The 25,552-nt window shown below is 58.5% G+C and carries 22 protein-coding genes; 16 read left to right on the top strand and 6 right to left on the bottom strand.

Annotated features, from left to right (window positions below; genetic code table 11):
- The first annotated feature begins 17 nt into the window (after window positions 1-17).
- Genes PP263_RS05415 through hypE form a run of 8 tightly spaced genes read left to right on the top strand, consistent with a single transcriptional unit; the run spans window position 18 to window position 7,547 of the window.
- Entirely contained in the window at window positions 18-815 is a 798-nt protein-coding gene (locus PP263_RS05415; protein WP_308367348.1) for an oxidoreductase, read from the top strand.
- A complete protein-coding gene (locus tag PP263_RS05420) occupies window positions 802-2,121 on the top strand; it encodes a Ni/Fe hydrogenase subunit alpha (protein WP_308367349.1) in 1,320 nt (439 codons plus the stop codon). Before PP263_RS05415 ends, PP263_RS05420 begins: the two co-directional genes overlap by 14 nt.
- The gene (locus PP263_RS05425) at window positions 2,121-2,618 is read left to right on the top strand and encodes a hydrogenase maturation protease (RefSeq protein WP_308368563.1); all 498 of its coding nucleotides are present in this window, start codon (window positions 2,121-2,123) and stop codon (window positions 2,616-2,618) included. The genes PP263_RS05420 and PP263_RS05425 overlap by 1 nt, the downstream gene beginning before the upstream one ends.
- Window positions 2,600-2,872 carry a hydrogenase/urease maturation nickel metallochaperone HypA gene (locus PP263_RS05430; RefSeq protein WP_308367350.1) on the top strand — a complete coding sequence of 91 codons (273 nt, stop codon included), beginning with the start codon at window positions 2,600-2,602 and terminating at the stop codon, window positions 2,870-2,872. Before PP263_RS05425 ends, PP263_RS05430 begins: the two co-directional genes overlap by 19 nt.
- The gene (gene hypF, locus PP263_RS05435; RefSeq protein WP_308367351.1) at window positions 2,862-5,180 is read left to right on the top strand and encodes a carbamoyltransferase HypF; all 2,319 of its coding nucleotides are present in this window, start codon (window positions 2,862-2,864) and stop codon (window positions 5,178-5,180) included. The genes PP263_RS05430 and hypF overlap by 11 nt, the downstream gene beginning before the upstream one ends.
- Entirely contained in the window at window positions 5,171-5,413 is a 243-nt protein-coding gene (locus PP263_RS05440) for a HypC/HybG/HupF family hydrogenase formation chaperone (RefSeq protein WP_308367352.1), read from the top strand. The genes hypF and PP263_RS05440 overlap by 10 nt, the downstream gene beginning before the upstream one ends.
- A 3-nt stretch (window positions 5,414-5,416) precedes the next feature.
- Window positions 5,417-6,520 (top strand): hydrogenase formation protein HypD, encoded by a 1,104-nt coding sequence (gene hypD / locus PP263_RS05445; protein WP_308367353.1) that lies wholly within the window; start codon window positions 5,417-5,419, stop codon window positions 6,518-6,520.
- Window positions 6,510-7,547, top strand: coding sequence for a hydrogenase expression/formation protein HypE (gene hypE, locus PP263_RS05450; RefSeq protein ID WP_308367354.1), 1,038 nt, complete (start codon window positions 6,510-6,512; stop codon window positions 7,545-7,547). The genes hypD and hypE overlap by 11 nt, the downstream gene beginning before the upstream one ends.
- Window positions 7,548-7,760: 213 nt before the next feature.
- On the opposite strand, the gene PP263_RS22670 is transcribed toward hypE, so the two are convergent.
- On the bottom strand, window positions 7,761-7,892 hold the full coding sequence (locus PP263_RS22670; protein WP_374693697.1) for a hypothetical protein: 132 nt from the start codon (window positions 7,890-7,892) through the stop codon (window positions 7,761-7,763).
- 644 nt (window positions 7,893-8,536) lie between these two features.
- Here PP263_RS22670 and PP263_RS05455 point away from each other — a divergent pair.
- Complete coding sequence (locus tag PP263_RS05455; protein WP_308367355.1) at window positions 8,537-8,758, top strand: hypothetical protein; 222 nt, start codon at window positions 8,537-8,539, stop codon at window positions 8,756-8,758.
- A 196-nt stretch (window positions 8,759-8,954) separates the two neighbouring features.
- The gene (locus tag PP263_RS05460) at window positions 8,955-10,871 is read left to right on the top strand and encodes a transglycosylase SLT domain-containing protein (protein ID WP_374693698.1); all 1,917 of its coding nucleotides are present in this window, start codon (window positions 8,955-8,957) and stop codon (window positions 10,869-10,871) included.
- 465 nt (window positions 10,872-11,336) lie between these two features.
- Here PP263_RS05460 and nhaC read toward each other — a convergent pair whose 3' ends face one another.
- The 3 genes from nhaC to PP263_RS05475 are packed head-to-tail and all read right to left on the bottom strand — an operon-like array spanning window position 11,337 to window position 15,575.
- Window positions 11,337-12,815 carry a Na+/H+ antiporter NhaC gene (nhaC, locus tag PP263_RS05465; RefSeq protein ID WP_308367356.1) on the bottom strand — a complete coding sequence of 493 codons (1,479 nt, stop codon included), beginning with the start codon at window positions 12,813-12,815 and terminating at the stop codon, window positions 11,337-11,339.
- Window positions 12,816-12,840: 25 nt separating this feature from the next.
- Entirely contained in the window at window positions 12,841-14,109 is a 1,269-nt protein-coding gene (locus tag PP263_RS05470) for an arginine deiminase (protein ID WP_308367357.1), read from the bottom strand.
- 32 nt (window positions 14,110-14,141) lie between these two features.
- Entirely contained in the window at window positions 14,142-15,575 is a 1,434-nt protein-coding gene (locus tag PP263_RS05475; protein ID WP_308367358.1) for a basic amino acid/polyamine antiporter, read from the bottom strand.
- A gap of 311 nt (window positions 15,576-15,886) precedes the next feature.
- Here PP263_RS05475 and PP263_RS05480 point away from each other — a divergent pair, with 311 nt between their 5' ends.
- The gene (locus PP263_RS05480; RefSeq protein WP_308367359.1) at window positions 15,887-17,173 is read left to right on the top strand and encodes a porin; all 1,287 of its coding nucleotides are present in this window, start codon (window positions 15,887-15,889) and stop codon (window positions 17,171-17,173) included.
- Window positions 17,174-17,342: 169 nt separating this feature from the next.
- Here the strand turns inward: PP263_RS05480 and PP263_RS05485 are convergent, their stop codons facing one another.
- Window positions 17,343-18,974: an alpha/beta-hydrolase family protein gene (locus tag PP263_RS05485; protein ID WP_308367360.1), complete on the bottom strand. Its 1,632-nt coding sequence runs from the start codon at window positions 18,972-18,974 to the stop codon at window positions 17,343-17,345.
- A 322-nt stretch (window positions 18,975-19,296) separates the two neighbouring features.
- Here PP263_RS05485 and PP263_RS05490 point away from each other — a divergent pair, with 322 nt between their 5' ends.
- The 4 genes from PP263_RS05490 (at window position 19,297) to PP263_RS05505 (ending at window position 21,929) form a co-directional block, all read left to right on the top strand.
- Window positions 19,297-20,541, top strand: coding sequence for a site-specific integrase (locus tag PP263_RS05490; protein WP_308367361.1), 1,245 nt, complete (start codon window positions 19,297-19,299; stop codon window positions 20,539-20,541).
- Window positions 20,542-20,703: 162 nt separating this feature from the next.
- Window positions 20,704-21,027: a metalloregulator ArsR/SmtB family transcription factor gene (locus tag PP263_RS05495; protein WP_308367362.1), complete on the top strand. Its 324-nt coding sequence runs from the start codon at window positions 20,704-20,706 to the stop codon at window positions 21,025-21,027.
- A complete protein-coding gene (locus tag PP263_RS05500; RefSeq protein WP_308367363.1) occupies window positions 21,024-21,494 on the top strand; it encodes an SRPBCC domain-containing protein in 471 nt (156 codons plus the stop codon). Before PP263_RS05495 ends, PP263_RS05500 begins: the two co-directional genes overlap by 4 nt.
- A 69-nt stretch (window positions 21,495-21,563) precedes the next feature.
- A complete protein-coding gene (locus tag PP263_RS05505; RefSeq protein ID WP_308367364.1) occupies window positions 21,564-21,929 on the top strand; it encodes a hypothetical protein in 366 nt (121 codons plus the stop codon).
- 65 nt (window positions 21,930-21,994) lie between these two features.
- On the opposite strand, the gene PP263_RS05510 is transcribed toward PP263_RS05505, so the two are convergent.
- Window positions 21,995-23,839 (bottom strand): hypothetical protein, encoded by a 1,845-nt coding sequence (locus tag PP263_RS05510; RefSeq protein WP_308367365.1) that lies wholly within the window; start codon window positions 23,837-23,839, stop codon window positions 21,995-21,997.
- Between the two features lie 966 nt (window positions 23,840-24,805).
- Between PP263_RS05510 and PP263_RS05515 the strand changes: the two genes are divergently transcribed.
- Entirely contained in the window at window positions 24,806-25,357 is a 552-nt protein-coding gene (locus PP263_RS05515; protein WP_308367366.1) for a GNAT family N-acetyltransferase, read from the top strand.
- The last annotated feature ends 195 nt before the right edge of the window (window positions 25,358-25,552 follow it).

Consider the following 25,552-nt stretch of genomic DNA (forward strand, 5'->3'; position numbering starts at 1 on the left):
CCACCCGGGGATTTGCAATGGGTAATGCAACCCGGCCCAAGCTCGCCGTGTGGAAATTCGCCTCCTGCGACGGCTGCCAGCTGAGCCTGCTGGATTGCGAAGATGAGCTGTTGCAGCTGGCGGACAAAATGGATATCGCCTATTTTATGGAGGCCTCCAGTCAACCGGTGGAGGGCCCCTACGACCTCTCGCTGGTGGAGGGCTCCATCACCACCGCAGAGGACGAGCGGCGCATTCGCGAAGTGCGCGCACAGTCTCGCGCCCTGGTCACCATCGGCGCCTGCGCCACCGCCGGCGGTATCCAGGCACTGCGCAACTTTGCCGACGTGGAGGAATTCACCTCCATCGTCTATGCCCACCCGGAAACTATCGCCACGCTGAAGACTTCGACGCCGATCAGCGCCCATGTGCCGGTGGATTTCGAATTGCAGGGCTGCCCGATCAACAAGCGGCAATTGTTGGAAGTGATCAGTGCCTTCCTGTACCGCCGACCGCCCCAGGTGCCCCCGCACTCGGTCTGCATCGAGTGCAAAATCCGCGGCAATGTGTGCGTCTGGGTTGCCCATGGCACCCCGTGCATGGGCCCCGTCACCCACGCCGGATGCGGCGCCCTTTGCCCAACTTACAACCGCGGCTGCTACGCTTGCTACGGCCCCAAGGAGAATCCGAACACCGAATCCCTGTGCCACTGGTGGAAAACGGAGCTGGGCGCGGATAAAGCCACAGTTGTCGAGAACCTGCGCAACTTCAACGCCGCCGCGCCCGCCTTCGAGACGGCGAGCCGCCGCGAGGAGCAGGACAATGGCGAAAAGTAAAACCATCAAGGTCGACTACCTGGCGCGGGTGGAAGGCGAGGGCGCGCTCTATATTCGCTATGACGACGGCGGCGTGCACGATGTGAAACTGAAAATTTTTGAACCGCCGCGCTTCTTCGAAGGCTTTATGCGCGGGCGCGATTACCTGGAAGCGCCGGATATCACCGCGCGCATCTGCGGCATCTGCCCGGTGGCCTACCAGATGAGCGCGCTGCACGCGATGGAAGACGCCCTTGGCCTGGTGCCGACGCCGGAATTGAGCGCCCTGCGCAGGCTGATCTACTGCGGCGAGTGGATCGAGAGCCATACGCTGCATATTTATATGCTGCACGCACCGGATTTTCTCGGCTATCCAAGCGCGGTGGCCATGGCCAAAGACCACCCGAAAATCGTACAGGTCGGCCTGCAGATCAAGAAGGCCGGCAACGCGATTGTGAAGCTGTTGGGCGGCCGGGAAATTCACCCGATCAATGTGCGCGTGGGTGGTTTCTACCGCGTGCCGGCAGCGAGTGAACTGAAACCTTTGCGGGAACAGTTGTTGCAAGCCCGCGATATGGCTGCGGAAACGGTACGCTGGGCGGCGTCGCTGCCGTTTCCCAAGTTCGAGCGTTCCGCGGAGGATCAATACGAATTTGTCGCTCTCAGCCATTCGCAGGAATATCCGATGAACAAGGGGCGCATCGCCTCCACCCGCGGCCTGGATATTCCCGTCAGCGAATACGATTCCCACTTTCGCGAGGAACACGTCGAATACACCAATGCGCTGCACAGCGTGCTGGTCGAACGCGGTGCCTATTTCGTCGGCCCCATGGCGCGCTACAACCTGAACTACGATCGCCTGTCGCCGCTGGTGCGGCAGACGGCGGAAGATATCGGCTTCCCGCCATTCTGTGCCAACCCGTTCCAAAGCATAGTGGTGCGCAGTCTGGAAGTGCTCTATGCGTTTGATGAAGCGCTGCGGATTATCGATGGCTACCAGCAGCCGCAAGAGCCCTACCTGAATACCGAGCCGCGCGCGTCCACCGGCTGCGCCGCCACCGAGGCGCCGCGGGGTTTGCTCTACCACCGCTACAGCATCGACGAGCGGGGCAAAATCACCGATGCCAAGATAGTGCCGCCCACGTCCCAGAACCAGAAGACCATTGAAGACGACCTGCGCCATATGCTGCCGAAGTTCCTGCACCTGCCGGAGGACAAACTGCAGGCCCAGTGCGAGCAGGCGATCCGCAACTACGACCCCTGCATCTCCTGCTCCACCCACTTCCTGCAGCTGCACCTGGAGCGCAGTGGAAGAGTGGGGCAGTGATGGATAGCGCAGTGACGGACTGGGCAGTTATCAGCCTCGGTAACCACTTTCGCGGCGACGACAGCGTCGGCCCCTACCTTCTGCACAGGCTGCGCGAAAAGCTGGGCGACTCCGTGGACTGCATAGAAAACGGCGGCGATATGACCCGGTTGCTGGAAGACTGGACGCGCCGCCGGGTTTGCCTTGTGGATGCCATAATGGCCCATGGGCGGCAGGCCGGCGACATTATCCGCCTGAACGGTCTGGCGGAAGCGATGCCAGCCAGTGTGTGCACGACATCCAGCCACGGCCTCAACCTGGCCGAGGCGATTGAACTGGGGCGGGTTATGGGTGCACTGCCGCTGCAGCTGGATATCTACGGGATCTGTGGCGAGAACTTCACCACCAGTGCGGCCCTATCGCCGGCGGTGGAGGCCGCCGCAGCGAAAGTCGAACAGGAAATTCTGAAATCTTTAATGACGCAGACAGGAGGTCCGCCGTGCACGAGCAATCCCTGATCAAGAACCTGGTGGAAAAAATCCACCTGTTGGCCAGCAGTGAGAGCGACAGACTGGTGGCAGCCAGACTCCGCCTCGGCGCCCTTGCCCATATCTCCGCGGAACATTTGCGCGAGCACTTCGAGCGCGAAATCATCGGCACCCCACTGGAGGGCCTGCGCCTGCAGATCGAAGAACAGTCGGACATCCATCATGCCGAGGCCCAGGAAATAATACTGGACAGCCTGGAATTCGAAGACAGTCATGGCGACTGAACGCCGGCGCATCGATATCACCGGACTGGTGCAGGGCGTCGGCTTCCGGCCCTTCGTCTACCGCCTGGCCCGCGCCTGCGGCTTGTGTGGCTGGGTCGCGAATGATGCCCGCGGTGTCTGCTTGGAAGTGCAGGGCGAAGTTCTGCAGATCCGCGAATTCGCGCAAAGATTGACGGCAGAAAAGCCGCCACACGCACGTATTCATGATCTCACCAGCGAGCCGATTCCGTTGCGGGAAGAGTCCGGATTTGTGATCCGGGAGAGCGACGACAGTGCCGCGCCCTCCGCGATTGTATTGCCCGACCTGGCAGCCTGTGACGACTGTCTGAAAGAGCTGTTTGATCCCGACAACCGCCGCTACCGCTATCCGTTTACCAACTGCACCCACTGCGGCCCCCGCTACAGTATCGTCGAGCGGCTACCCTACGATCGCGCCAACACCGCGATGAAGTACTTCCCACTTTGCGAAGACTGTCGGTGTGAGTACGCCGATCCCGGGGACAGGCGCTATCACGCCGAACCCAATGCCTGTCCCGAATGCGGGCCCCAGTTGCAGCTTTGCGATCGGCGGGGGAAAACAATTGCGGTGCGGGAAAATGCTCTGCACCAGGCAGTAGTGGCAATCGATGCGGGGAGGATTGTCGCCCTGAAAGGTGTCGGCGGCATCCAGCTTTTGGTGGATGCGTCCAATGCCAAAGCGGTAAGGAAACTGCGGGAAAGGAAGCAGCGGCCCCACAAGCCCTTTGCACTGTTGTATCCGGATATCGACGCAGTGCACAGGGACTGCGATATTTCAAAGCGGGAAGAACTGCTGTTGTCCGCCCAGGAGAGGCCGATAGTCCTTCTGTCTGCGAACGGGCGGTCCAGCGCACGCATAGCCATGGAGGTCGCCCCGCAGAACCCGAACTTGGGTGCGATGCTGCCCTGTTCGCCACTGCACCATCTGTTGATGGAGTCGCTGCGGCGCCCCGTGGTTGCCACCAGCGGCAACCTGGCCGGCGAACCGATCTGCATCGACAACGACGAGGCAGTTGACCGGCTCGGCAATATCGCCGACCTGTTCCTGTTACACGACCGACCGATACTGCGTCCGCTGGACGACTCGGTGCTGCGGGTAATGGATGAGCGGCCGGTGATGCTGCGCCGCGCGCGCGGCTATGCGCCGCTACCGCTGCAACTCCCGGACCTTTCTGCCGCAGACGACGACTTGCTGGCAGTGGGTGCGGATTTGAAAAACTGCGTGGCACTCGCGCGCGGCAATATCGTCTACCCGGGCCAGCATATCGGCGATCTGGAAAATCGTATTGCGCTGGAGACCTTTGAGCGGGCTATCGACGATCTCGCGGATTTTTACCGGCTGGAACCCCGGGCTCTGCTTTGCGACCTTCATCCCGGTTACGCCTCCAACCACTGGGCGCAGAAAAAAAAGACCAAGCGTATCGGCGTCCAACATCATCTGGCCCATTTCTTTTCCTGTATGGCGGAACATGCATACCGTGGTCCCGCCTTGGGCGTTTGCTGGGACGGCACTGGCTACGGCGAGGACGGCACCGTGCGCGGCGGCGAGTTCCTGCACTGGAATGACGGTGCTGAAGTGAAACATTTCGCCAGCCTGCGGCCCTTCCCGCTGCCGGGGGGCGAGCGGGCCGTCCGCGAGCCGCGCCGATCGGCGGCAGGGCTTTTGTTCGAGTCGCTGGGAAGGGAAGCCTTTGCGCAAGAGCCGCTGCACAACTGTTTCAACAACAGCGAGATAAAAAATCTCACCAGAATGCTGGAGCGGAACATTAACAGTCCGCGCTGTACCAGTGTCGGCCGCCTGTTCGACGCGGTGGCCACCTTGCTCGGCCTGGCCACGGAAATCAGTTTCGAGGGGCAGGCAGCCATGGCGGTGGAGTATGTCGCGCAGGAATCGGACACTGCAGCCAGCTATCCGTTTGACATGGAGCAACAAGACGGCCGCTGGGTTATTGACTGGGTACCGACAGTCGTCGCGCTGATGGAGGAGGGTAGAAAGGGGACGTCTATCGCCGACAGGTCGGCCGCATTTCACAACACCCTGGCGCAGATAGTCCTGTCTGTCGCGTTAAATATCGGCGAGGAGCATGTGTTTCTTTCCGGCGGCGTTTTCCAGAACAGGCGGCTGACGGAAACTGCGGCGGCCCTTCTGCGGCGAAACGATTTCCGGGTTCACTGCCACAGCAGTATTCCCCCCAATGACGGTGGCATCGCGCTGGGCCAAATCTACTATGCCCGCTGTATGGCCGCCTGCGGAATTCAGGTCGGGGAGGGTAGCGCCCTATGTGTCTAGGTATTCCCGGCCGCGTCGAGGAGATACTCAACAGCGCACCGCTGGAGCGCAGCGCCAGGGTGAGCTTTGGCGGTATCAGCAAGGAAATCAACCTCGCCTATGTCCCCGAGGCCCGCGTCGGCGACTATGTGATTGTACATGTGGGGTTCGCGATCAGCCGCGTGCGTGAGGAGGAAGCGCAAAGGGTGTTTCGCTACCTGGAAGAAATCGGCGAACTGGGGGATTTGGGTTAGTTTATGAAATACCTGCACGAGTACCGGCAGCGGCAAAGTATCGAAAAAATCTCCGCGGAGATTGCCCGTATCACCACCAGGCCCTGGACCATCATGGAAGTCTGCGGCGGCCAGACCCATGCGATCGTCAAGTACGGCCTGCAGCAGTTCCTGCCGCAACAGGTGGAACTGGTGCACGGCCCCGGCTGCCCCGTGTGCGTGACCTCGCTGGAAATCATCGACAAGGCCATCGCCATTGCCGCCAGGCCGGAGGTTATTTTCTGCTCCTTCGGCGATATGCTGCGGGTGCCGGGTAGCGAGCGGGACCTGCTCGCGGTCAAGGCCGGGGGAGGGGATATCCGCACCGTCTACTCACCGCTGCACGCCGTGGAACTCGCGCAGCAGAACCCGGACAGGGAAGTGGTGTTCTTCGCCATCGGCTTCGAGACCACCGCTCCCGCCAATGCGATGGCCGCCTTCCTCGCCAGGAAAAAAGGCCTGCGCAATTTATCCCTCCTCGTATCCCACTTCCTGGTCCCCCCGGCCATCGAATCCATCTGCTCCGCGGCCGATTCGCGCGTGCAGGGATTCCTCGCCGCCGGCCATGTGTGCGCCATCATGGGATACGAGCAGTACCCGCCGCTGGCGAGTAAGTACCGTGTGCCCATAGTGGTTACCGGCTTCGAGCCACTGGATATCCTCGAGGGCGTGATGATGTGCCTGCGCCAGCTGGAGCAGGGCTGCTGCAGCGTGGAAAACCAGTATGCGCGGGCTGTGGAGCGGCGCGGCAATATCCCGGCGCAAGAAATGCTCGAACAGGTATTCGATATCGCCGCCCAGACCTGGCGCGGTGTCGGCACTATCGGTGCCAGCGGTCTGCGCCTGCGACCCGAGTTCGCGGCCTTCGATGCGGAGAAAAAATTCAGCCTCGACATCAGCCCGCAGATAGACAGCAGCGGCTGCATCAGCGGCCAGATAATGCAGGGGCAGAAAAAGCCCTGCGACTGTCCACACTTCGGCCAGCGCTGCCGCCCGGAACAGCCCTTGGGTGCCCCCATGGTATCCTCCGAGGGAGCCTGCGCGGCCTACTATCGATACAGCAGACAGGTCACTGCCGATGAACATTGAATGCCCCCTATCGACAGATACCGGAGAAGTCGTGCGCCTGGGTCACGGCAGCGGTGGCGAGCTGAGCCAGAAACTGTTGCGAGACTACGTCTACCCCCACTTCGACAACCCATGGATAGCCCAGGCGCACGATAGCGCGACAGTGCCGGTAAAAAACGATCGTGTGGTTTTCACCACCGACTCTTTCGTCATAACGCCGCTGTTTTTCCCCGGTGGCGATATCGGTAAGCTCGCGGTCTACGGCACTGTAAACGACCTTGCGATGAGCGGTGCCCGACCCCTGTACCTGAGTTGCAGCCTGATACTGGAAGAGGGACTGCCAATGGCCACCCTCGCCAGAGTGATGTCCTCCATGGGCGAGGCCGCGGCCGAAACAGGGATGCAGCTGGTGACCGGCGACACCAAGGTGGTGGAGAGAGGCAAGGGCGACGGACTCTATATCAATACTGCCGGTATCGGCACAATTGAGCATCCAATGGCAATCGAGCCGCGACAAATCCAGCCCGAAGACCTGATACTGCTGTCCGGTGATATCGGTCGTCACGGCATGGCGGTCATGGCCAGGCGCGAGGGATTGGAGTTCGACGGCCCACTGCGCAGCGACTGCGCGCCACTGCACGGCGCGGTCGAGGATCTACTGAACGCGGGAATTGCCGTGCACTGCCTGCGCGACCTGACCCGCGGCGGCCTGGCCACTGCACTGGTGGAGCTGGCCGAAAGTGCCGATAAAAAATTCATTGTGCGGGAAACAGTAATTCCGGTCTGCGAACCGGTAAAGGGCGCCTGCGAGATACTCGGCCTGGACCCACTTTACGTGGCCAACGAGGGGCGCTTTGTTGCCTTTGTACCGGCAGAGCAAGCCGAACTGGCATTGGCGGTCCTGGCGAGAAACCCAGTCTCCGTGGGCAGCCGGATCATAGGCGCCGTCGCCCGCGGCAACAGACCCGGGGTAATACTGCAGAACGCTCTTGGCTGCGAGCGCCTAGTGGCTCGACTGCCCGGCGAGCAGTTGCCGCGGATCTGTTGAGTGGCGGGAGTAGGGTGTTTGACTGTTTTTGGGTGAATTGACCGGCAAATACTACCTAACTTATTGTTTTTATTGTATTTTTAATCTTTAGAACTTTCATTTCAGTTTCAATGCACGCATTGCGCAATGGTTGATTTGAACGACTTCCCCGGTGAGCGATCAAAGTCGTAGACCCCATGCATATTGACGTGTGCCCAGGCAATTACCGAACCGTTAGCAATGGAATCGATGACCCTTGGCGCTGTTGATCATTTGATAGTTGGTAGTACGGTTCAATTGCTTTTGAACATTCCTTCGCAACTCAGTACTTTCCAAATAGCTCAATATATAGGAGGACTTCAGCATTTGTCCGAAGCGCGGTTCTCCTCTCTGCGAGAGCAGCTAAGTCAGGCTGTTGGTGCCTCAAGGCTTTGAGATTGATGTGGGGAGTAGTGACAAATAACGGAGCGATACCATGCCGTTCGCGCTCAACATTGGAAAAGCTGATGGAACAGGCTTGTGACAACACCTTAGGTGAAGGCAAGGGCACAACCGAACGCGATGATCTCCAGGTGGTGGATTGTTTGCGGGCGATCATCCCAGCAGGTGGCTAATACCGCTACCTTAAGCCGAAAATCAGCATATTTGTAGGATGGGCAAAGCGTAGCGTGCCCATCAAGGCCCCGGAAGATGGGCACGTCGCTACGCTCCTTTGCCCATCCTACGGCCGAAACAACGCTTAAGGTAGCGGTATTACAGCAGGTGGCTTCTAAATCAACAATGAGGAGGGTTTTCAAAGGATGCGGCCAGTGAAAAAGCTCTTAGAAACAACAAGTCAACCCCATTCTGGCGAAAATTTCCAGAATCCCTGCCAACCCTCATCTTCAGCTACGGTGAAATCGTTGCCACCGTCTCCTCCAAGCCCGTCGGCCCCGGCACCCGCCTCCGTCGACAGCCGCAAAGCACGAGCTAGTATTCAAGAAGCCCGCCGTAAACTGTCGTAACCATACATGGACACCTTTCTGCGCCATATCGCAAGCTATCTCCTGCTCGTGCCGCTGTGTCTCTCCACAGGTTGTGAGCGGACGTCGCGCGAAGACGCTGCTGCGCCCCAGAGCGCCGGCAGCGAGGAGCTCGCCTGGACGCCGGAGATACTCGGTGAGTATCCGATTGAGCTGTTCGACAACTACACGGAAACCGGCGACCTGGATGCCATCCGCAAACACGAGTAACTGCGGCTACTGGTCGATCCGAGCCGCTCCAGCATGCTCAAACGCGCGGCGACACAACAGGATGTTGAAATTGCCCAGGCACAACTGATGGCGCGGGAACTCGGACTCGCACGGCCGTGCTGCAAGTGGAAAATTTCAGCGAATTAATTCCGCAACTGAATGCCGGCAAGGGGACCTGATCGCCAACAACCTGATTGTGACCGACGCGCGGCGCCGTCAAGTGGATTTCTCGACTCCCAGTGCGGAGATCCAGCTGGTACTGGTTTCCGCCACGGGAACACCCGAGGTGGGTGATCGCGACACGCTCGACGGCAAAACGCTCAAGGTGACCGCAGGGACAGTATTCGCCGAGCGCGCCCGAGCTTTTGCCAGGCAACATCCGGGCCTTCAACTTGAGACCAAAAAAAAAAATTACATGGATATCCTGGTTGACGTCGCCAATGGCAAAGCAGATTTCACCGTCGCCGATGAGCTGTTGCTGGAGTTGGTGCAACAATTTCGCGACGATCTGAAGGCCAACCGAGTTTTTCCGCAGAAATACGAACTGGCCTGGGCCATCCGACAAGGTTCCCCACAGCTGCTCGAATCCATCAGCGACAGCGTAGAGCTTATCCGCCTGACTCGCTCCACCCGGCGATCGACCGGAGATATGGACGCGATCAAGCAGCGCGGTGTGCTGCGTGCCGTGACACGCAACCATCCCGGCACCTATTTCATGTGGAAGGGAAGAATCCTCGGGTTCGAATTCAGCCTGCTGGAAAAATTTGCCAACAAACGTAACCTGCGGCTCGAGATCGTCGTCGCGAAGCGCCACGACGACTTCGTGCGCATGCTTCAAAACGGAGACGCCGATATCGCCGCAAGCCTGCTCGCAGACACCAGACGCCGCCAGCGGAAGGGAATGGCCTTTTCGCGTCCCTATATCGAAACGCGCACCGGCATAGTGTCGCGCAGCGACGACGCTGTGAGTTCCATCCGCGAACTGCGCGGGCGAACCGTCCATGTGAGAAAATCCGGCAGTCATTACGATACCGCCCTGCGCATACAGAAACAGGTGCCTGGTCTGCAGATCAAACTGGCACCGGAAAAACTGGATATTCAGAGAATCATCGATAAGGTCGCCGATGGCGAATACGATCTGACCATTGCCGACGAAGTCTCCTACAAGCTCGAACGCGCCTGGCGCGACGACATCGCCTTTGCCCTGGACCTGCGGCAGCGCGACAACCGCTATGCTTGGATGATGCGCAAAGGCAACCGGAAATTGCGCAAGGCAGTCAACATGTTCTTTGCAGAACGCAGCGTCAACAATGCGCTGCCAGGTCTTTATACCCGCTATTTCGATCGCCCCAAGCGCACGCGCAAGGAGATCACGCAACTGGACAAGAAAGGCAATATTTCGCCTTTCGATGATCTGGTGCGCAATTACGCGGACCAATTCGACCGGCGACTGATCGTTGCCCAGATGTTTCAGGAAAGCAGCTTTGATCCACAGGCCGAGTCCTGGGCCGGTGCCCGAGGGCTGATGCAGGTGATGCCGAATACCGGCAAACAGGTTGGTAAAACGGACCTGTTCGATCCGCGAACCAGTATCAGGGCAGGCGTCAAATATCTCCATTGGCTGCACGGCAAGTTTGTCGACCGGGGTTTGACGCCGGAAAACAGTATGTGGTTCACCCTCTCTGCCTACAACGCCGGCCTCGGCCACGTGTTCGATGCCCAGGATCTGGCCGAGCAGAAAGGCTGGGACCGTAACATTTGGTTCAACAGCGTGGAGAACGCCATGCTGCTGCTCTCCGACCCGGACTATTGCGAACGTGCCCGCTATGGCTATGCCCGCGGTCGGGAGCCGTTCGATTATGTGCGCAAGATCGAGGGCCGTTTCCGTAACTATGTCAATCTGCTCGAAGCGCAGGGCCAACGGCAACAGGCGAACAAAAACACTATAGACACCGGTATAGAGCGCCCCAGTGAGAACGTCAGGATGGTCCCCACGCCAAGCGCGTGCGGGTTACCGGCAGGGTCACCTGACTCTTTTATTCCCCTCCCACGCTTACGGGGACAAATCGTCATGGACCAGTTTGGACGCCGAAGGCGCCCGCAAAGCAGATGAGCGCCAAGGATTGCATGAATCAACGGGCTAAGGGAGAGGGGGCCGACCGATCGCGGCCATGGGCCGCTCCACACACCATCGGCTGTAATAGCGTGTACTCTCTGGATGTTTTAGCTCGAAATTTAAGGGGCTGATACAGATCTGTAGGCAATAAAGATGAGCAGGTTGTTGCAGAGTGCTTTGGGGGGCAGCGAATTGATCCTAAGGGACCGGTGTGCCTGGAAGCATGTGAATCGGGCGGTACAACGCTGTAGCTCAAAGGTGCGCCCCTTCGATTGGCCGCATATTATCGCTGAATTGCAGGGTGTTGATTTACGTAATGTGGGGTGGCAACGATTACCTGTGTGCCGACGATCACATGGAGTTGAAGTAGTGGGATGGAAAAGGTGACGGCATCACTGCCGCAATGATTGCAGAATTTCATGGCGCGAGTATACCCGCGCCGACAGGCGCCGACAGGCGCCGTCAGCGCCCCGTTTTCCCTATCTTATCCAGCTTCACTATCTTGAAGCCGGTGATGCCGTACAGAACACTGAGCAGCGGGCTGATGATATTGAAAAAGCAGAAGGGCAGGTAAACCAGTGTGGGTACGCCGAGTACAGCCCCCATAAAGGCACCACAGGAGTTCCAGGGCACCAGCGGTGAGGTGACGGTGCCGCTGTCGGCTGCTAGTCTGGACAGATTCTGCGGTGCCAGCCCGCGTTTCTCAAACTCGGCACGGTAAATGCGCGTGGGCAGCACCAATGCTATGTACTGGTCGCCGGCAACCAGGTTGAGCCCGAATGCACTGGCGAAAACCGTCAGGAATAACCCTCCCGTGGACTTTGCGCGGTAGATCAGCGGGTCTACTAGCCGCCCGATCAACCCGAACTCATCCAGCAAGGCGCCGAAGGTCACCGCGCCCATGATCAGCCAAAGGGTATGCAGCATACTCGACATGCCACCGCGGGAGAGGAGCCGGTCCACGTCGGCAATGCCGGAGTTCATCTCAAAACCGTTGGCCATCGCCTGCCACACGGCGGCGACGGCATCCGCCGGGCCCAGCGAGTCGGCGCCGGCAAATTCGGCGTAGACGCCCGGCTGCAGAAAGGCGCCGAGTGCGCCCGCGAACAGGGCCGACAGCAGCAGCGCCAGGGAGGCGGGTGTCTTGCGAATGGAGAGCCACACCAGCAGTGCCAGCGGCAGCAGATTGAGGATGCCGATCGAGTAGATGCCGTTCAGCTCGGCCAGTTCCACCGCTTCCTGCATCTCACTCTGCCCCTCCGCATCCACCCTGCCCAGGCCGAGAAAGGTGAAAAGCAGGGCCGCGATCAGAAAGGCCGGCACCGACGTCCAGGCCTGATTGCGAATGTGGGTGTAGACGTCGACCCTAACCATCTGTGCGGAGAGAATCGTGGTCTCGGAGAGCGGCGACAGCTTGTCGCCGAGATAGGCGCCGGAGACCACCGCACCGGCAGCGATGGCTGGGGATACGCCGATCATCGTCGCAATTCCCACGAGGCCGACGCCGATGGTACCGGCAGTGGTCCAGGAGCTGCCGATGGACATAGCGATGGCACCGCAGATCAGGGCGGCGGCCGGGTAGTACCAGGCTGGCGACAGCACCTGAATGCCGTAGTACACCAGGGTGGGAATGGTACCGGACAGGTTCCAGGTGCCGATCAATGCGCCCACCGCCAGCAGGATAAATATGGCACTGGTGATAGACTCCATGGCTCCCCGGCCGGCCTTCTGCACAGCCTCCCAGGAGTGACCGTTCTTCACCGCGATCAGTCCCGCCACCACGCAGCAGATGATCAGCGCCGTCTGGATGGGACCGTCGAGCGCATCCATTCCAAACAGCAGCAGAGCGCCACTGATCAGGAGCGTCAGGACAATCAGCGGAATCAGTGCATCGGCGAGCGAGGGTTTGCGGATCGCTTCGGAGTCGGTTTTTTTTGTCATGGTTTATATCGGTTGTGCAGCGCTCCTAGAAGTCGATCGGATCGCGCAGGATGGGGCAGGTCATACAGTGGCCACCACCGCGCCCGCGCCCGAGTTCGGCACCAACGATGGTGATCACCTCTATGCCCTCCTTGCGCAACTGGGTGTTGGTCCAGGTGTTGCGGTCGTAGGCGAACACCACCCCCGGCCTGGCGGCCACCAGGTTATTGCCGCTGTCCCACTGCTGGCGCTCGGAGGCGTAGTGATCGCCACCGGTTTCCACCAGGCGCAGCTTCTTCAGGTTGAGCGCTTTCGCCACCACATCCACAAAAGGCTTGTCTTCCAGGGTGATATGCAGGTCCCCGGCCTTGTCCCCGGGACGGATCACCAGCGCGTGGACCCGGTCCATGATTTCCGGGTAGAGGGTGACCAGGTCCCGGTCGGCAAAGGTAAATACCGTATCCAAATGCATGGCGGAGCGCAGTTTGGGCATGGCGGCGACAATCACCTGTTGTGCTGCACCCTTCTTGAACAGTGCCACGGCCAGTTGCAATATCCCCTGACGCGAACTGCGCTCGCTCATGCCGATCAGCACAGTACCGTTGCCCACCGGCATTACATCGCCGCCTTCCACGGTTGCGAGCCCGGAATCGGTGTCCGGATCGCCCCACCAGAATTCAAATTTCTCTCTGGTGAAATCCGGGTGGAACTTGTAGATGGCGGTAGTGAGCAGCGTCTCCTCCTTGCGCGCAGGCCAGTAGAGCGGGTTCAGGGTGACCCCGCCGTAGATCCAGCAGGTGGTGTCGCGTGTGTAGAGGGTATTCGGCAGTGGCGGCAGCAGATACTCGGTGGCCCCGTGCGCCTCGCGCGCCAGTTCCATATAGTCCGAACGGGAAAATTCATCTGGCACATCCACCACCGACAGGCCGCCGATCAGGAATTCCGTCAGCTTGCGCGGCTCCAGGCTCTCCAGATAGGCGCGGGTATCCTCCATCAGGCCCAGGCCCACATTGTTTGGCGTGACCTTCCGGTCCAGCAGCCAGTCGCGCGCCTTCGGAATGGCCACGGTTTCCGCCAGCAGGTTGTGCATCTCCAGCACTTCGATATCCAGCTCGCGCATTTTGGTCATGAAATCGAAGTGGTCGCGCTTGGCGTTCTGTACCCAGAGCACATCGTCGAAAAGGAGGTCGTCACAGTTGGTGGGGGTCAGACGTGTATGTGCCAGGCTGGGGGCGCACACCATGACTTTGCGCAGTACCCCGACTTCGGAATGTACGCCCAAGGTGGCATTTGAATCCGGCTTGGCTTTGGCCATTGAAATTTCTCCACTTGAGAATCCGGTTGCGGCTACAGGGTGATGGCGCCGGTCGCGAGTGCATAAATACCGGCAATGGCGCCGATGACGATGGCCGCAAACAGGAGCTTTTCCGGCGTTGTAAATGTGGCCAGGTCTCTCTCGCGGCGCGCGAAAATAAACAGCAGGGTGCCGGGCGCGAACAGGATGCAGGCGAGAAGGACATGCCCCAGTCCGCCTGCGATGATCATGAATATCGTGTAGATGGTCGCGATCAATGCGAAGACCAGCTCCCGGTAGCGCAGGCTGGCGGGGTCGCCCGCGTAAGTCTCCCGGGTAAATGCCAGCTTGAAACCATAGGCGGCAACCAGGAAGTAGGGGATCAGGGTCATGGCGCTGGTCAGTTCCAGTGTCAGGTCAAAGGCGTACTGGGCGAAAATGGTCAGGATCAGGAATAGCTGCACCAGAATATTCGTCAGCCACAGCGCGGTGGACGGAACCTGGTTTTTATTCTCGTGGCTGAAAATTTTCGGCACCAGTTGGTACCTGGATGCGGAAAAAAGTGCCTCTGCACACAGCAGGGTCCAGGCCAGGTAGGCACCCAGCACGGAAATGATCAGGCCGACACTGATGAACACTGCACCCCAGGTGCCCACCACCGCCCGCAGTACACCGGCCATGGAGGGCTGGCGCAGATCGGCGATGTCCGGACGCAACATCACGCCGTAGGGCAGCAGGGTGACCAGGATCATCAGGCAGAGTACGCCGATAAACCCCATTACCGTGGCCCAACCTACATCCGCACGATTTTTTGCGTAGCGCGAGAAGACGCTCGCGCCCTCCACACCGATAAACACGAATACGGTGACCAGCATGGTGCGGCGCACCTGTCCCATCACATCGCGAAAGTTGTAGTTGCCGCCACCCCAGAAGCTGTCGGCGAACAGGTCTTTCTTGAACGCAAACGCCAGTATGACGACAAAAATGATGATGGGGACTATCTTGGCCACAGTCACCACTTTGTTGATGATCGCCGCCTGCCTGACGCCGCGCAGAATCATGAAGTGAATGCACCACAGGATGACCGAGGATATGGCCACCGCTGGGAGGGTGTTGCCCTCGCCGAAGGCCGGCACCGCCGCGCCCAGGGTGGACTTGATCAGGATAAAGTAGGTGGTGTTGCCCAGGCAGCTGCCGGCCCAGAAGCCGAACGCGGCCATAAAGCCGATATAGTTGCCAAAACCCTCCTGTGCGTAGGCGAAGATGCCCGAATCCAGTTCCGGCTTGCGTATTGCGAGGAACTGGAAAACAAAGGCCAGCATCAACATGCCGGTACCGGCGATCAGCCAGGCGATGATGGCCCCGAAGGGACCGGTGGCATTGGCGAATGTGGCCGGCAGGGAAAAGATGCCCGCGCCGATCATGGAGCCGACCACCATCCCCATCATGGTGGTGCGGGTGAGGTTGCGCTGCGTCTCTGTGGCCATTGCGAACCATCGGGTTGGCAGGGTTACTCTCAAAAGTGTAGACATTTTTTGCTCGGCCAAGGCTTCCGGTGCAGCGGGATTTTCCTCGAATAGTCCCGCCAGCCGCCGCGCCGCCGCCAGTGGACGCGCTGATGGTGCGCGAACAACCGGTCATTCCCCGTTTCTAACATGTGGACCGACAAAGGCGTCGCCAGAAAGGGCAGTGACCGCCAAAAAACCTTAAACGTACCGCCAAGCGATCTCCGCTTCAGCCAACTGGACTACTTTTTAAGTCGCTCATCAATAGAGCAATCTGAATTATAGGAATCAGTATGCGGGTTAAATTGCACAAGGCAGTGTGTAAGGCCATCGGCTTTGCGCTGTCTCTGGCCGCCGCCGCAACGCAGGCCCTTCCCATTTACCAGTCTGACGAGGTGATACTGGAAATGAACGGCTGGGTCAGTCTGGAACAAATAAACACGGACGGAGAAACCTTCCTGGACGACGGCCCCTCGCGCTATTCCTTCGACCTGACGGTGCCGGACCTATACGGCGGCTGGACCGCCGGTGTCGCCATGGAATGGGGATTGCGGCTGACATCGGCGCGCCAGGACATCATCGTCTCCGGCAACCAGCAGGCGTCTCCAGGCGAGACCATAAATTCCCTCTTTCTGCGCCGCGGCAATCTGTTCGCCAGCCATGACACATGGGGCGAATTTCGCGCCGGCAAACAGTGGTCCGTCTATTACGATGTGACAAGCAAAACCGACGACTTCCGCGTGGGCGGTGGCTTCGGCAGCGGCACCTACAACTTCGGCACCGACGGCGGCCCGTCCGGTACCGGACGCGCGGACGGCGCCATCAGCTGGCGCAAGAAATTCCCCATCGGCGCCAATCACTTGCAGGTCGGGCTGCAGTATGCCGCACACACCGCCGATATTGATATTGAAGTAGAGAACGTCGTGGAGGTGGAGGGTATCGATCGCACCCTGCTGATCTGTCCCGCCGGCGAATGCGAATTCGACAATATCTACGGCGCCTCCCTCACCTATACCCTGGATTGGTACGACAACCTGTTTTTCGGCGTGGCCTACAACCACGCCGAGCTGGTGGTGGAAACCCGCAGGGGAAAGCTGTTCGATGCCACCGATCTCGCCGAACCGATACTGATCGACGACAGATTTTCCTTTGATGCCAGCCGCAATGACGAAGCCTTTGCAATCGGTATTGCCTATGGACCTTCCGCCTATCAGCCGGGTTTCTACGGCGCCGTAGTATGGAATAAATCCAGAAATCACGAACTCGCACCGCCGGGCTCGACCGAGGAGGTGGTCAACCTCTTCGACGCCGTGGGCAGCGAGAGTCTGTTCAGTTGGGGCTGGGACGACTGCCATTCCGTATACTTCGGACACAATATCCTGGAGTCGGACGACGACGAATTTGAACAGGCACTGGTAGCCGACGACGAATTCCGCCTGGCCCAGTACTACCTGGGGCTCAACTACCGCTGGAACCAGCGGGTCAACCTGTTCCTGGAGAACCGTTGGGACAACAGCAACGAAGTGGCCCAGCCAATTAGCGACGACTTTCTGGCGGTCGGCATCCGCATCGACATCTGACAAGCTCGCCCCGCTTGCAAAACGTCATTGGCTGGATTCGCCGCGGCACCTGTGCATGGAGGCTCTGACAAGTTCTTCGAGGTTGGTGGTGATGAAGCGGGGATTGGGGCAGCCCTATGTACTCGGCTTTGCCGATCCCCCGCGCTTGTGTCCAAGTGTTTAGGCAGATTTACCGTGGATTGTACCTGGCGAGTCTTTTCCGCAGGTACACCAAGTCATCCTCGCTCCATCCTTTCGGCTCGGTCAGCGCCAGCCAGGCGCGCACATAGTCGACCGGCGCGTAGCTGTGTCCGAAGCCCATCGGTGCCTCACCCGCGTGTATATCCGCCGCCAGTTGTAGCATGGTCACGATCGGATACCACTGTAGATCCGGCGAGACATCCTTTCCGCGCGGTGCCTCCATCCAGGCCGGTTTCCGGTACAGCACCTGCGGCTCGAAGAAGACCATCGGGTCGCTGGCGTGCTGCAGGTAGGCGATACGAAATGAGCCCCAGGGGACCTTCCCCTTGCGGAAACCGCCGAATTGATTACCGAAGCGCACCACACCACCGCCGCGAAATTGCGGTAACCAGGCCGGTGAGCCAGGATCGCGGTGCACCGTGATCTTCCTCCATGTGTCACTGCGAAACGGCGGCCCGGCCCAGAGAGCGCCGTCGAACGGATCATCGATAATGTCGTAGAGGTCGAAGGAGCGGTCGGAATTGAGCGCCCCCAGGCTCAGACCAAACAGGTACAATCTCGGCCGTGTCACCCTCGGCAGTTTACGCCAGTGCCCATAGATGGCCCGGAACACCGCTTCCGCCGTCTCCCGACCATAAGCAGCCTGAGTCATCAGTGCGACCGGGCTCGGCAAATAGGAATACTGGACGGCGACGCTGGCAATATCCCCGCGGTGCAGATACTCGACGGAATTGATTGCGCCGGGATCCACCCAGCCCGTCCCGGTGGGTGTGATCAGTACCAGCAGCGAGCGCTCGAAGCCGCCCAGCCGTTTCAACTCCTCGAGCGCAAGGCGGGCGCGTTCCTTCGGCCTCTCCGCCGCATTCAGCCCCACGTAGACCCGGATCGGGTTCCGGGCCTCGCCTGTCAATTCAGCGATATCGGCCGCGCTGGGTCTCAGCCCCAGATAGCGCCTGCCCTGGCGCCCCATATCCTGCCAGCTCAGGAGTGATTCGGCGCCGCCGGGTTTCATCGGGTCACCGGGTGGGGACATCTCCGGCTCAATATGCGCGTTCAGCTGTTGGTAGGAGGAATCCAGGGTGCGCAGGGCCGTCGAGATAAGAACGTCGTTGATAATCCCCCAGAAAAGCGCAAAGGCCGCAACAAGCCCCAACAACAGCGAGGCGCGCCGGGGTATAAGGTGTTCCAGTTTGCGCGCCAGAAAGAAAAATACATCCCGGAATAACCTGGCCAATGCGAGCACCAGTAAAAACAGCGCCAGAGCCGCCAATGTGACGGTGAAGGGGCGCACTTCCGAAACTTCCTCCATTCCCATCAGGGCCCTGACGGAGTTCTGCCATTTGCTCGCCTGGAGCAGAAATACCAGCGCCAGCAGCACACACAGAGCAGCGACTGTCCACTGCAGGATTCGCCGGCTTCTGTCGGCCGGCACCGGCAGGCCCAGAAAGGACCACAACCAGGATCCGAGCACCCCGACGCCATAGCCCGCCGCAAAGGACAGCCCGGAAATGCTCCCCTGAACCAGGTCACTGCGGGGGGTGAGGGAGGGAGTCAGGGAAAGCGCAAAGAATACTGCGCCGATCAGCAATCCCGGGATAGAGAAGAATTGTCCAAGTCGCATCGTGGCTGCCCGGAGAACCAGATTGACCTACAGAGTAGCAGAGGGTTGCTAGGGGTCGCCAAAAGGTGCGGGCCGCGATATAGCCCGGGCGAACATAGGCGGCGGTGATTTCGCCAGCAGCCGTTCGATGTGGCTAATTTGTATCGCCAAGTAAAGCTGACTGCCGACATGGCAAATGGAAAGGTAGGCATTCAGGGGAGAGCAGCTTCACTACTTCAAAATGTCGAATTCAAAATATCCGATACTGTTTAGTATTCGACATTAGATGTTGAAGCCTTTAGAATGGGTTTCTCTACTGAAAACCCGGACTTCAGGCCCACCCATGACTGTCTCCAAACCCGTCCCGCTGTACCCGACCTATGCCGAGCTCAAGGACTTCAGCCTCAACGACTATCCAGATCTACGGGACTTCCTGGAATCCGGCGAGTCCTGGTGGCAGTCCCACTGGCGCTGGGGCCAGGAGTTCCTGAGTTACACGGGCCGCAACAAGTCCGAGCATACCTTTACACGCTTCCGCAATGAGACCGAACGCTTCCTGTTGTGGGTGTTCCTGGTCAAAGGCATACCTATGGAGCGACTGCGCAAGGCCGATATCCTCGAGTACGCGGATTTCTGCTGGCAGCCGCCGGTATCCTGGATCTGCCTGGCCAACCACGAGAAGTTCCTGTTCAACAACGGCCGGTTTATTCAAAACCCGTCCTGGGCACCGTATAAGCTCAAGCAGCCCAAAAATAACGATAACCCAGAGTCCAAACCGGACAAGAGGAAGTACAAACCATCGCAACAGACCTTGGCCGCCACGTTTACCGGGATCATCGCTTTCTACAAGTACTTGATGAACGAGGAATATCTGTACGGTAACCCTGCACAGATTGCCAAGTCCGACTGCCGTCATTTCATTAAGGATGCACAGGTCAAGGAGATTCGGCGGTTAACCGAAGCCCAGTGGCAATATGTCTTTAATGTGGCATTAAGCCTCGCCGATGAAGATCCAATCTACGAGCGCAGCCTCTTCGTCATTTGTGCACTAAAAACCCTGTTTTTGCGTATATCCGAGCTGTCTGAACGTAAGAATTGGACCCCTGTGATGAGCCACTTTTGGCAGGACTCGGACGGGAACTGGTGGCTTAAGATCTTCGGGAAAGGGCGAAAACTGAGGGATATCACAGTTCCCACCAGCTTTATCGATTATCTCAAACGCTATCGAATCTACCGAGGCCTGAGCCCCCTGCCCTCATTGGGAGAAAACCATCCCATAGTCGAAAAAATCCGCGGCCAAGGCGGCATGACATCGCGACAGCTTACCCGCATTGTTCAGCAGGTTTTTGATAAAGCCTATGAAGCAATGCGGCTGACTGAGGGTGAGGACAGCGCACGCAAGCTAAAAGAGGCTTCCACACACTGGCTGAGACATACCGGCGCCAGTATGGAAGTTGAGCGCGGCCGCGCCTTAAAGGACCTTTCCGAGGATTTAGGGCACTCAAGTATGGCAACCACGGACACCGTATACGTACAAACGGAAAACCGTGTGCGTGCAAAAAGCGGCAAGAATCGCCAGGTAAGCTAACCAGACCTCTTCAATACCAATAAGATCAACGCGTTACGAGATCTCTTAAGCGATATCCCTGGTGCGAAGGACCAGATATCGAAGATTTTTGCAGGACAGCTTGACCAACATATGCCTCAAGGGTTATGTTTAAACCAATAACCAGGGGGTTATAGATTCAAAATGCCAAACGCCCATGACGTGCTCTTCAGAACGCTCGCCGATCCGACCCGGCGGGCTCTATTTGAACGATTGTGTCGCGAGGGAGAACAGACGGTCGGGGCCCTGACGGCTCAGGCCGGGGTCTCGCAACCAGCCGTCTCAAAGCATCTCGGCGTTTTGAAGCAGGCCGGGCTGGTGCGCGACCGTCACGAAGGTCGCCAGACGCACTATAGCGCGCAGCTGGGTGCCTTGGCCCCGCTGATCGACTGGACGAGCGAAATGGCCGGGTTCTGGCAGAGTCGCTTTGACGATCTCGAAGATCTACTGAAAAGGATGGACCAGTGAACGAAACATCGAGCGAAACACTCTCCGTTGTTGTCGAACGCGAGATGCCTTATCCGCCGGAAAAAATCTGGCGCGCGCTCACGCAACCGCACCTGGTCGAGGAGTGGTTGATGAAAAACAATTTCGAGCCAGTCCTCGGTCACCGCTTTAACCTTCACGGAGACTGGGGCGGCGTATTGGATTGCGAGGTCCTCACCGTCGAGCCGAACAAAACGCTATCCTACACTTGGAATTTTTCCCACGACGATGCGGCCTACAATCTTCAGAGTGTGGTGACCTTTACCCTCACCCCAACGAGCACCGGGACCCACTTGCGTATGGAGCAGTCGGGCTTCCGGCCGGATCAGAAGCAGGCCTACCAAGGTGCCAAGTACGGGTGGCGGGGGTTCCTTACCTCTCTGGAGGAGGTCTTGGCGCGAGTGGAACGACCCACTTTTACAGATTCTGCCAACGCACCAAACGAATAACAGTGAATTTTAAATAAAGGAAGGTGGTCCGGCCTCGACCAGCCGATTTAGACCTTTAAGGAGACAAACATGAACATTCTCTTATGGGTTCTTCAAATTGCCCTGGCCCTGCATACCGCCATCGGCGCGGTATGGAAGCTTTCCAACTCCGAGGAAACCGTGCCTTCCCTGAATGCGATTCCCCATGGAGTTTGGCTGGCGATGAGTGTGGTTGAGCTGTTTTTCAGCCTGTGTCTGATCCTGCCGGCATTTTATAAGCCGCTGGCTATCCTGGCCCCTATCGCGGCGGCCTGCATAGCCGTGGAAATGCTGCTCTTTTCCGTGTTGCATATTCTATCCGGTGACACGAATTACGGTCCTATTGTTTATTGGCTCGTCGTGGCCGCCATATGCGCGTTTGTTGCCTACGGCAGATTTGTATTAAAGCCTTTCTAACCGGCTGCCCGACACCACCGCGAGCGGGTGTCGGGCGCCCGGGAAACAATTTAATCAGGTAACAATCAATGTTCCGCTCTGAGGAGCGGCGCTATCGTCAGCTCATGCAGTATGGAATTTCCCACTGCTACGTCACCGATAGTGAAACAGGCACTGGCGGCGACTGTATCCAGATCATCCGCTCGGCGGGCCAGGTCATCAAAATGACGCATGATGGACGGTTCGCGCGGGTCCGGCAGTGAAGTCCCGGTGAGGAAGCCGGACAGAATAGCCTCCTGGCCGGGCTGGGTGTTGTAGTGCATATGCGCAAAACCGGTGCCGGTTTCCAGGGTGTGGCAGCCACTGCAGGTGTTCACAGCGAGCCCGAACAATGCTTCGTCGGTATTGGTAGCCCCCGGTGTAGCCGGCGGTGGTGAGTTGGGTATAGACAGCATTGCTGCAGGTACATTCCAGAGCAAGGGAGCTGGTGCGCGCCCGGCGAGGAAGTCATTTCCGTTAAAGAGTTCCGGCACCACATGCGTCTGCGCAACCAGGTGCATCCACTCCTGATTGACATAGTCGGCCAGCAACGGGCTGTTGTTGTGAACCTCCTGGGGTTCCTGTTTGACGGTCGTCTGCTCTAGGTGACCTCCCCCCGCGGGCAGTATGAACTCACGCAGCTCCCACTCGGGAGAGATCGGCAGGAACTCGTTGGTGCGCACCTGGCTGATCGCGCTGCCATTGGGCGCGGAGGGATTGGCTCCCGCGGCGCTGAATACCTCGGTCAGGGCCGCCAGGTCGCTGTTGTAGTTGGCCGACCCCGCCAGGGCCTTCCACTGCTGCGCCCAGTCCCGAACATTGGCACAACCGGAAATAGGCACTTTGTATTCCAGGATCAGGGTCTTGCCGAGGCTATTGCAATTGCCGTCGTGAAGCGAGAAAACAAAACGCCCTTCCCCGGCATCCCCACCGCCGTAGATGGTACTTCCGCCGCGAAGGTCCAGGCGCAGGACAATTCCCAGCAGCTTGAAGGGACTGTGCTGAGGCAATAGCGTGGCACCGGGCCCGCCACTGCGGATCTCCCATTCCCCGATCACCTCGTCGAAGACATGGCTTCTGGCCGGGACCGTCTGGCCGTTGATGGTCTGGGTTCCATTCCAGTGATCGAAAAGCGCTTTGATGTAATCGGATGTGGACGCGGTACCGTTGTTGATATTTCCCATCAATTGCCAGAAGGTCCATTCCCCGACGGGGTTGCCAACAGGCTGCTGGTTTGTGGATGAACAGGACCAGGTGCGGTCCGGGTCGGTGACCACATCCAGCTTGGTGATCATCAGTGAATCCGGAATACTGGCTGCAGCTGCGAAGTCAGGGTTCTCCGGCAGCCCCAAGGGGAAACCCTTTACCGGCAGCTGTATCGGCACATCGAACTTGATACCATCCGGACTGAACGGCAAGCTGAACCTGCGCTCTTTGCCACCGACATGCTCCATTACGGTCGCTGCTTCGTTTTCGACGAAGATGCTCTGGGTTCCTATTTGATGGCGGCCACCGGGAGCAAACAATATGCGTTCTTTACCCCTATGGAGTTCCGCATACAGACGATTGGCCTCGGCAAAAGTCTGGAAGTCGAACTCCGTCTTGATCGAGAACCATCCATCCCCCGCTCTTTCGTCTCCGCCCTCACCGTTGTCGCTGAGTGTGAAAGGCTTTCCCTCAATAATGACCTCCAGGGTTCTGCCGGGTTCTTGTAGCGGGAAGTATCCGGAAATCAATGCGATACTATCGTCCAACCGGCGCAAGCTGAGATCGGCGGGCTTGGGATTTTCCAGGGTTGTATCTTCGATTTTCTCCTGTGCTTGTGAAAGACCACTTCCCGCTAGAACAAATCCGAGTAGCAGCGACAAGAATGGATGTGAGTGGCATCTCATAGTTATTTTCTCCCAACATGGTTAACCAAAGGAATTGGTGTCAGGGAAGTGCCGTTTATTATTACTGGTTACACCTTCGGCAACCTCTTCTGGCCCGGATACCTTGCGGCACCACAGGAGGTAAGGCAAGTGTATTTTAATTTCTGGTTGTAATTCTTCTCGCAAAAACGAAGGTGGATTGCCGGCCTGATCAAAATACGATCTCAAACCTGAGCTGGTTTGTACGATTGTTCTGTTTTTAACTCAGTGACAATATGTTCAGCTACAATATCCGCCGAAATTCTTACCGCGGGGGAGAGATCCCCTCCAGTGGAAAATTCCTCGCCGCAGATCGCGTAGATATCCAATGCATGGGGAAGCATACCCAGCACTGGGGTAACCGAGGAAATCCGGTGCGTGCAGCATGGCGATATGCAATACGTGGCTTTGCCTGCTGAATCGAATCGCGCTCGGCCTCGCGATGCCTCTTAGCGGCACGTTTTAGCGACAGTAGAAAGGCCATGGCTGGCGCCTCCTCCACAACTGCGGTTATTTTCATCGGCGGATGCTTTTCTGTGCCCGCCACACCGGACGTCGCGGCAACTGCAGAAACTTTTTCCACGAGTGGGGGCCGGCGGCGTAGCCGAAATAGGCGTCGTCGTCACGGCGCTTTACCCGGTAGTAGCCCTTTTCCTGCTCGTCAATTCACCCTCGCGGCAAATCGTCGACGGAACGGATTCCATCGTAGAAAAAGGCTCTCTCCGCCAGCGTCGGGCCAAGCACCTGATAACCATCCGCGCGAATCGCCTGAATTAATCTATCAGGTCTCCCGCCTGCAAAATGAACGTTTTCATTATTTCTGGGCCATGACTGGCTCATTCCTGCGCATAAATGAATCTGTTTGGTTGGCGGGGAGCAAGGGCAAAGATCTATTATTGAGTCAGATTGTAGAATCCCGCGGCCCCGTTTGAGAGGAGATAGGTGACAATGTCCAACAACCAGTCCCATGCGGCATTATCGAGAACCGTTACGGAAAAACTACGCGACGGACGAGTGGTGACAATTCGCCCGATGGACAGGGGTGATATTGAGCTGGAGAGAGAATTCATCACCAACCTGTCGCCGGAATCCCGCCACTTCCGCTTTCTCGGCGCTGTCAGTAAGCCGAGCCAGAAATTGCTGGAGCAGCTGACCGATATCGATCATGATCGGCACGAGGCCTTTATTGCGCTTATCCAGGACGGCTCCGCGGAAAAGGAAATCGGCGTATCCCACTACGCGCTGGACCCGGACGGCAGGAGCGGTGAGTGCGCGGTGGTGGTGGCCGATGAGTGGCAGAATATGGGCCTGGGCACGCTTCTGATCAACCGCCTGATCGAGACGGCCCGGGCTCGCGGCATAGGGAGCCTCTACTCGATAGACTCAAGTGGGAATTTCAAGCTCCGGGAGGTGGCGCGCGAAATGGGCTGGGAGTGTCATACAGACCCTGGAGACCGCGCCCAGGTAATTTACAGTCTCGATCTGACCGCCGCCGCTTAGCTACGGCGCGGGCCGGCTGTGTATTGTCGTGGTCCTGGCCCTCTTCGGTGCGCACAGTGCATCCCGCATTTCCGGCGCAGCCCCGAGCCAGACATATTATCACGCCACCGACTTTGATCAGGGCCATACCGTCGGACAGCCTGTTGTAATCCGAGGGGTGTGTTCCAGTTGTCCGTGAATCTTCTCCATCTGCGC

Origin of the sequence: Microbulbifer sp. TB1203 (genome assembly GCF_030997045.1) — a bacterium.
In the GTDB taxonomy this organism is placed as follows: domain Bacteria; phylum Pseudomonadota; class Gammaproteobacteria; order Pseudomonadales; family Cellvibrionaceae; genus Microbulbifer.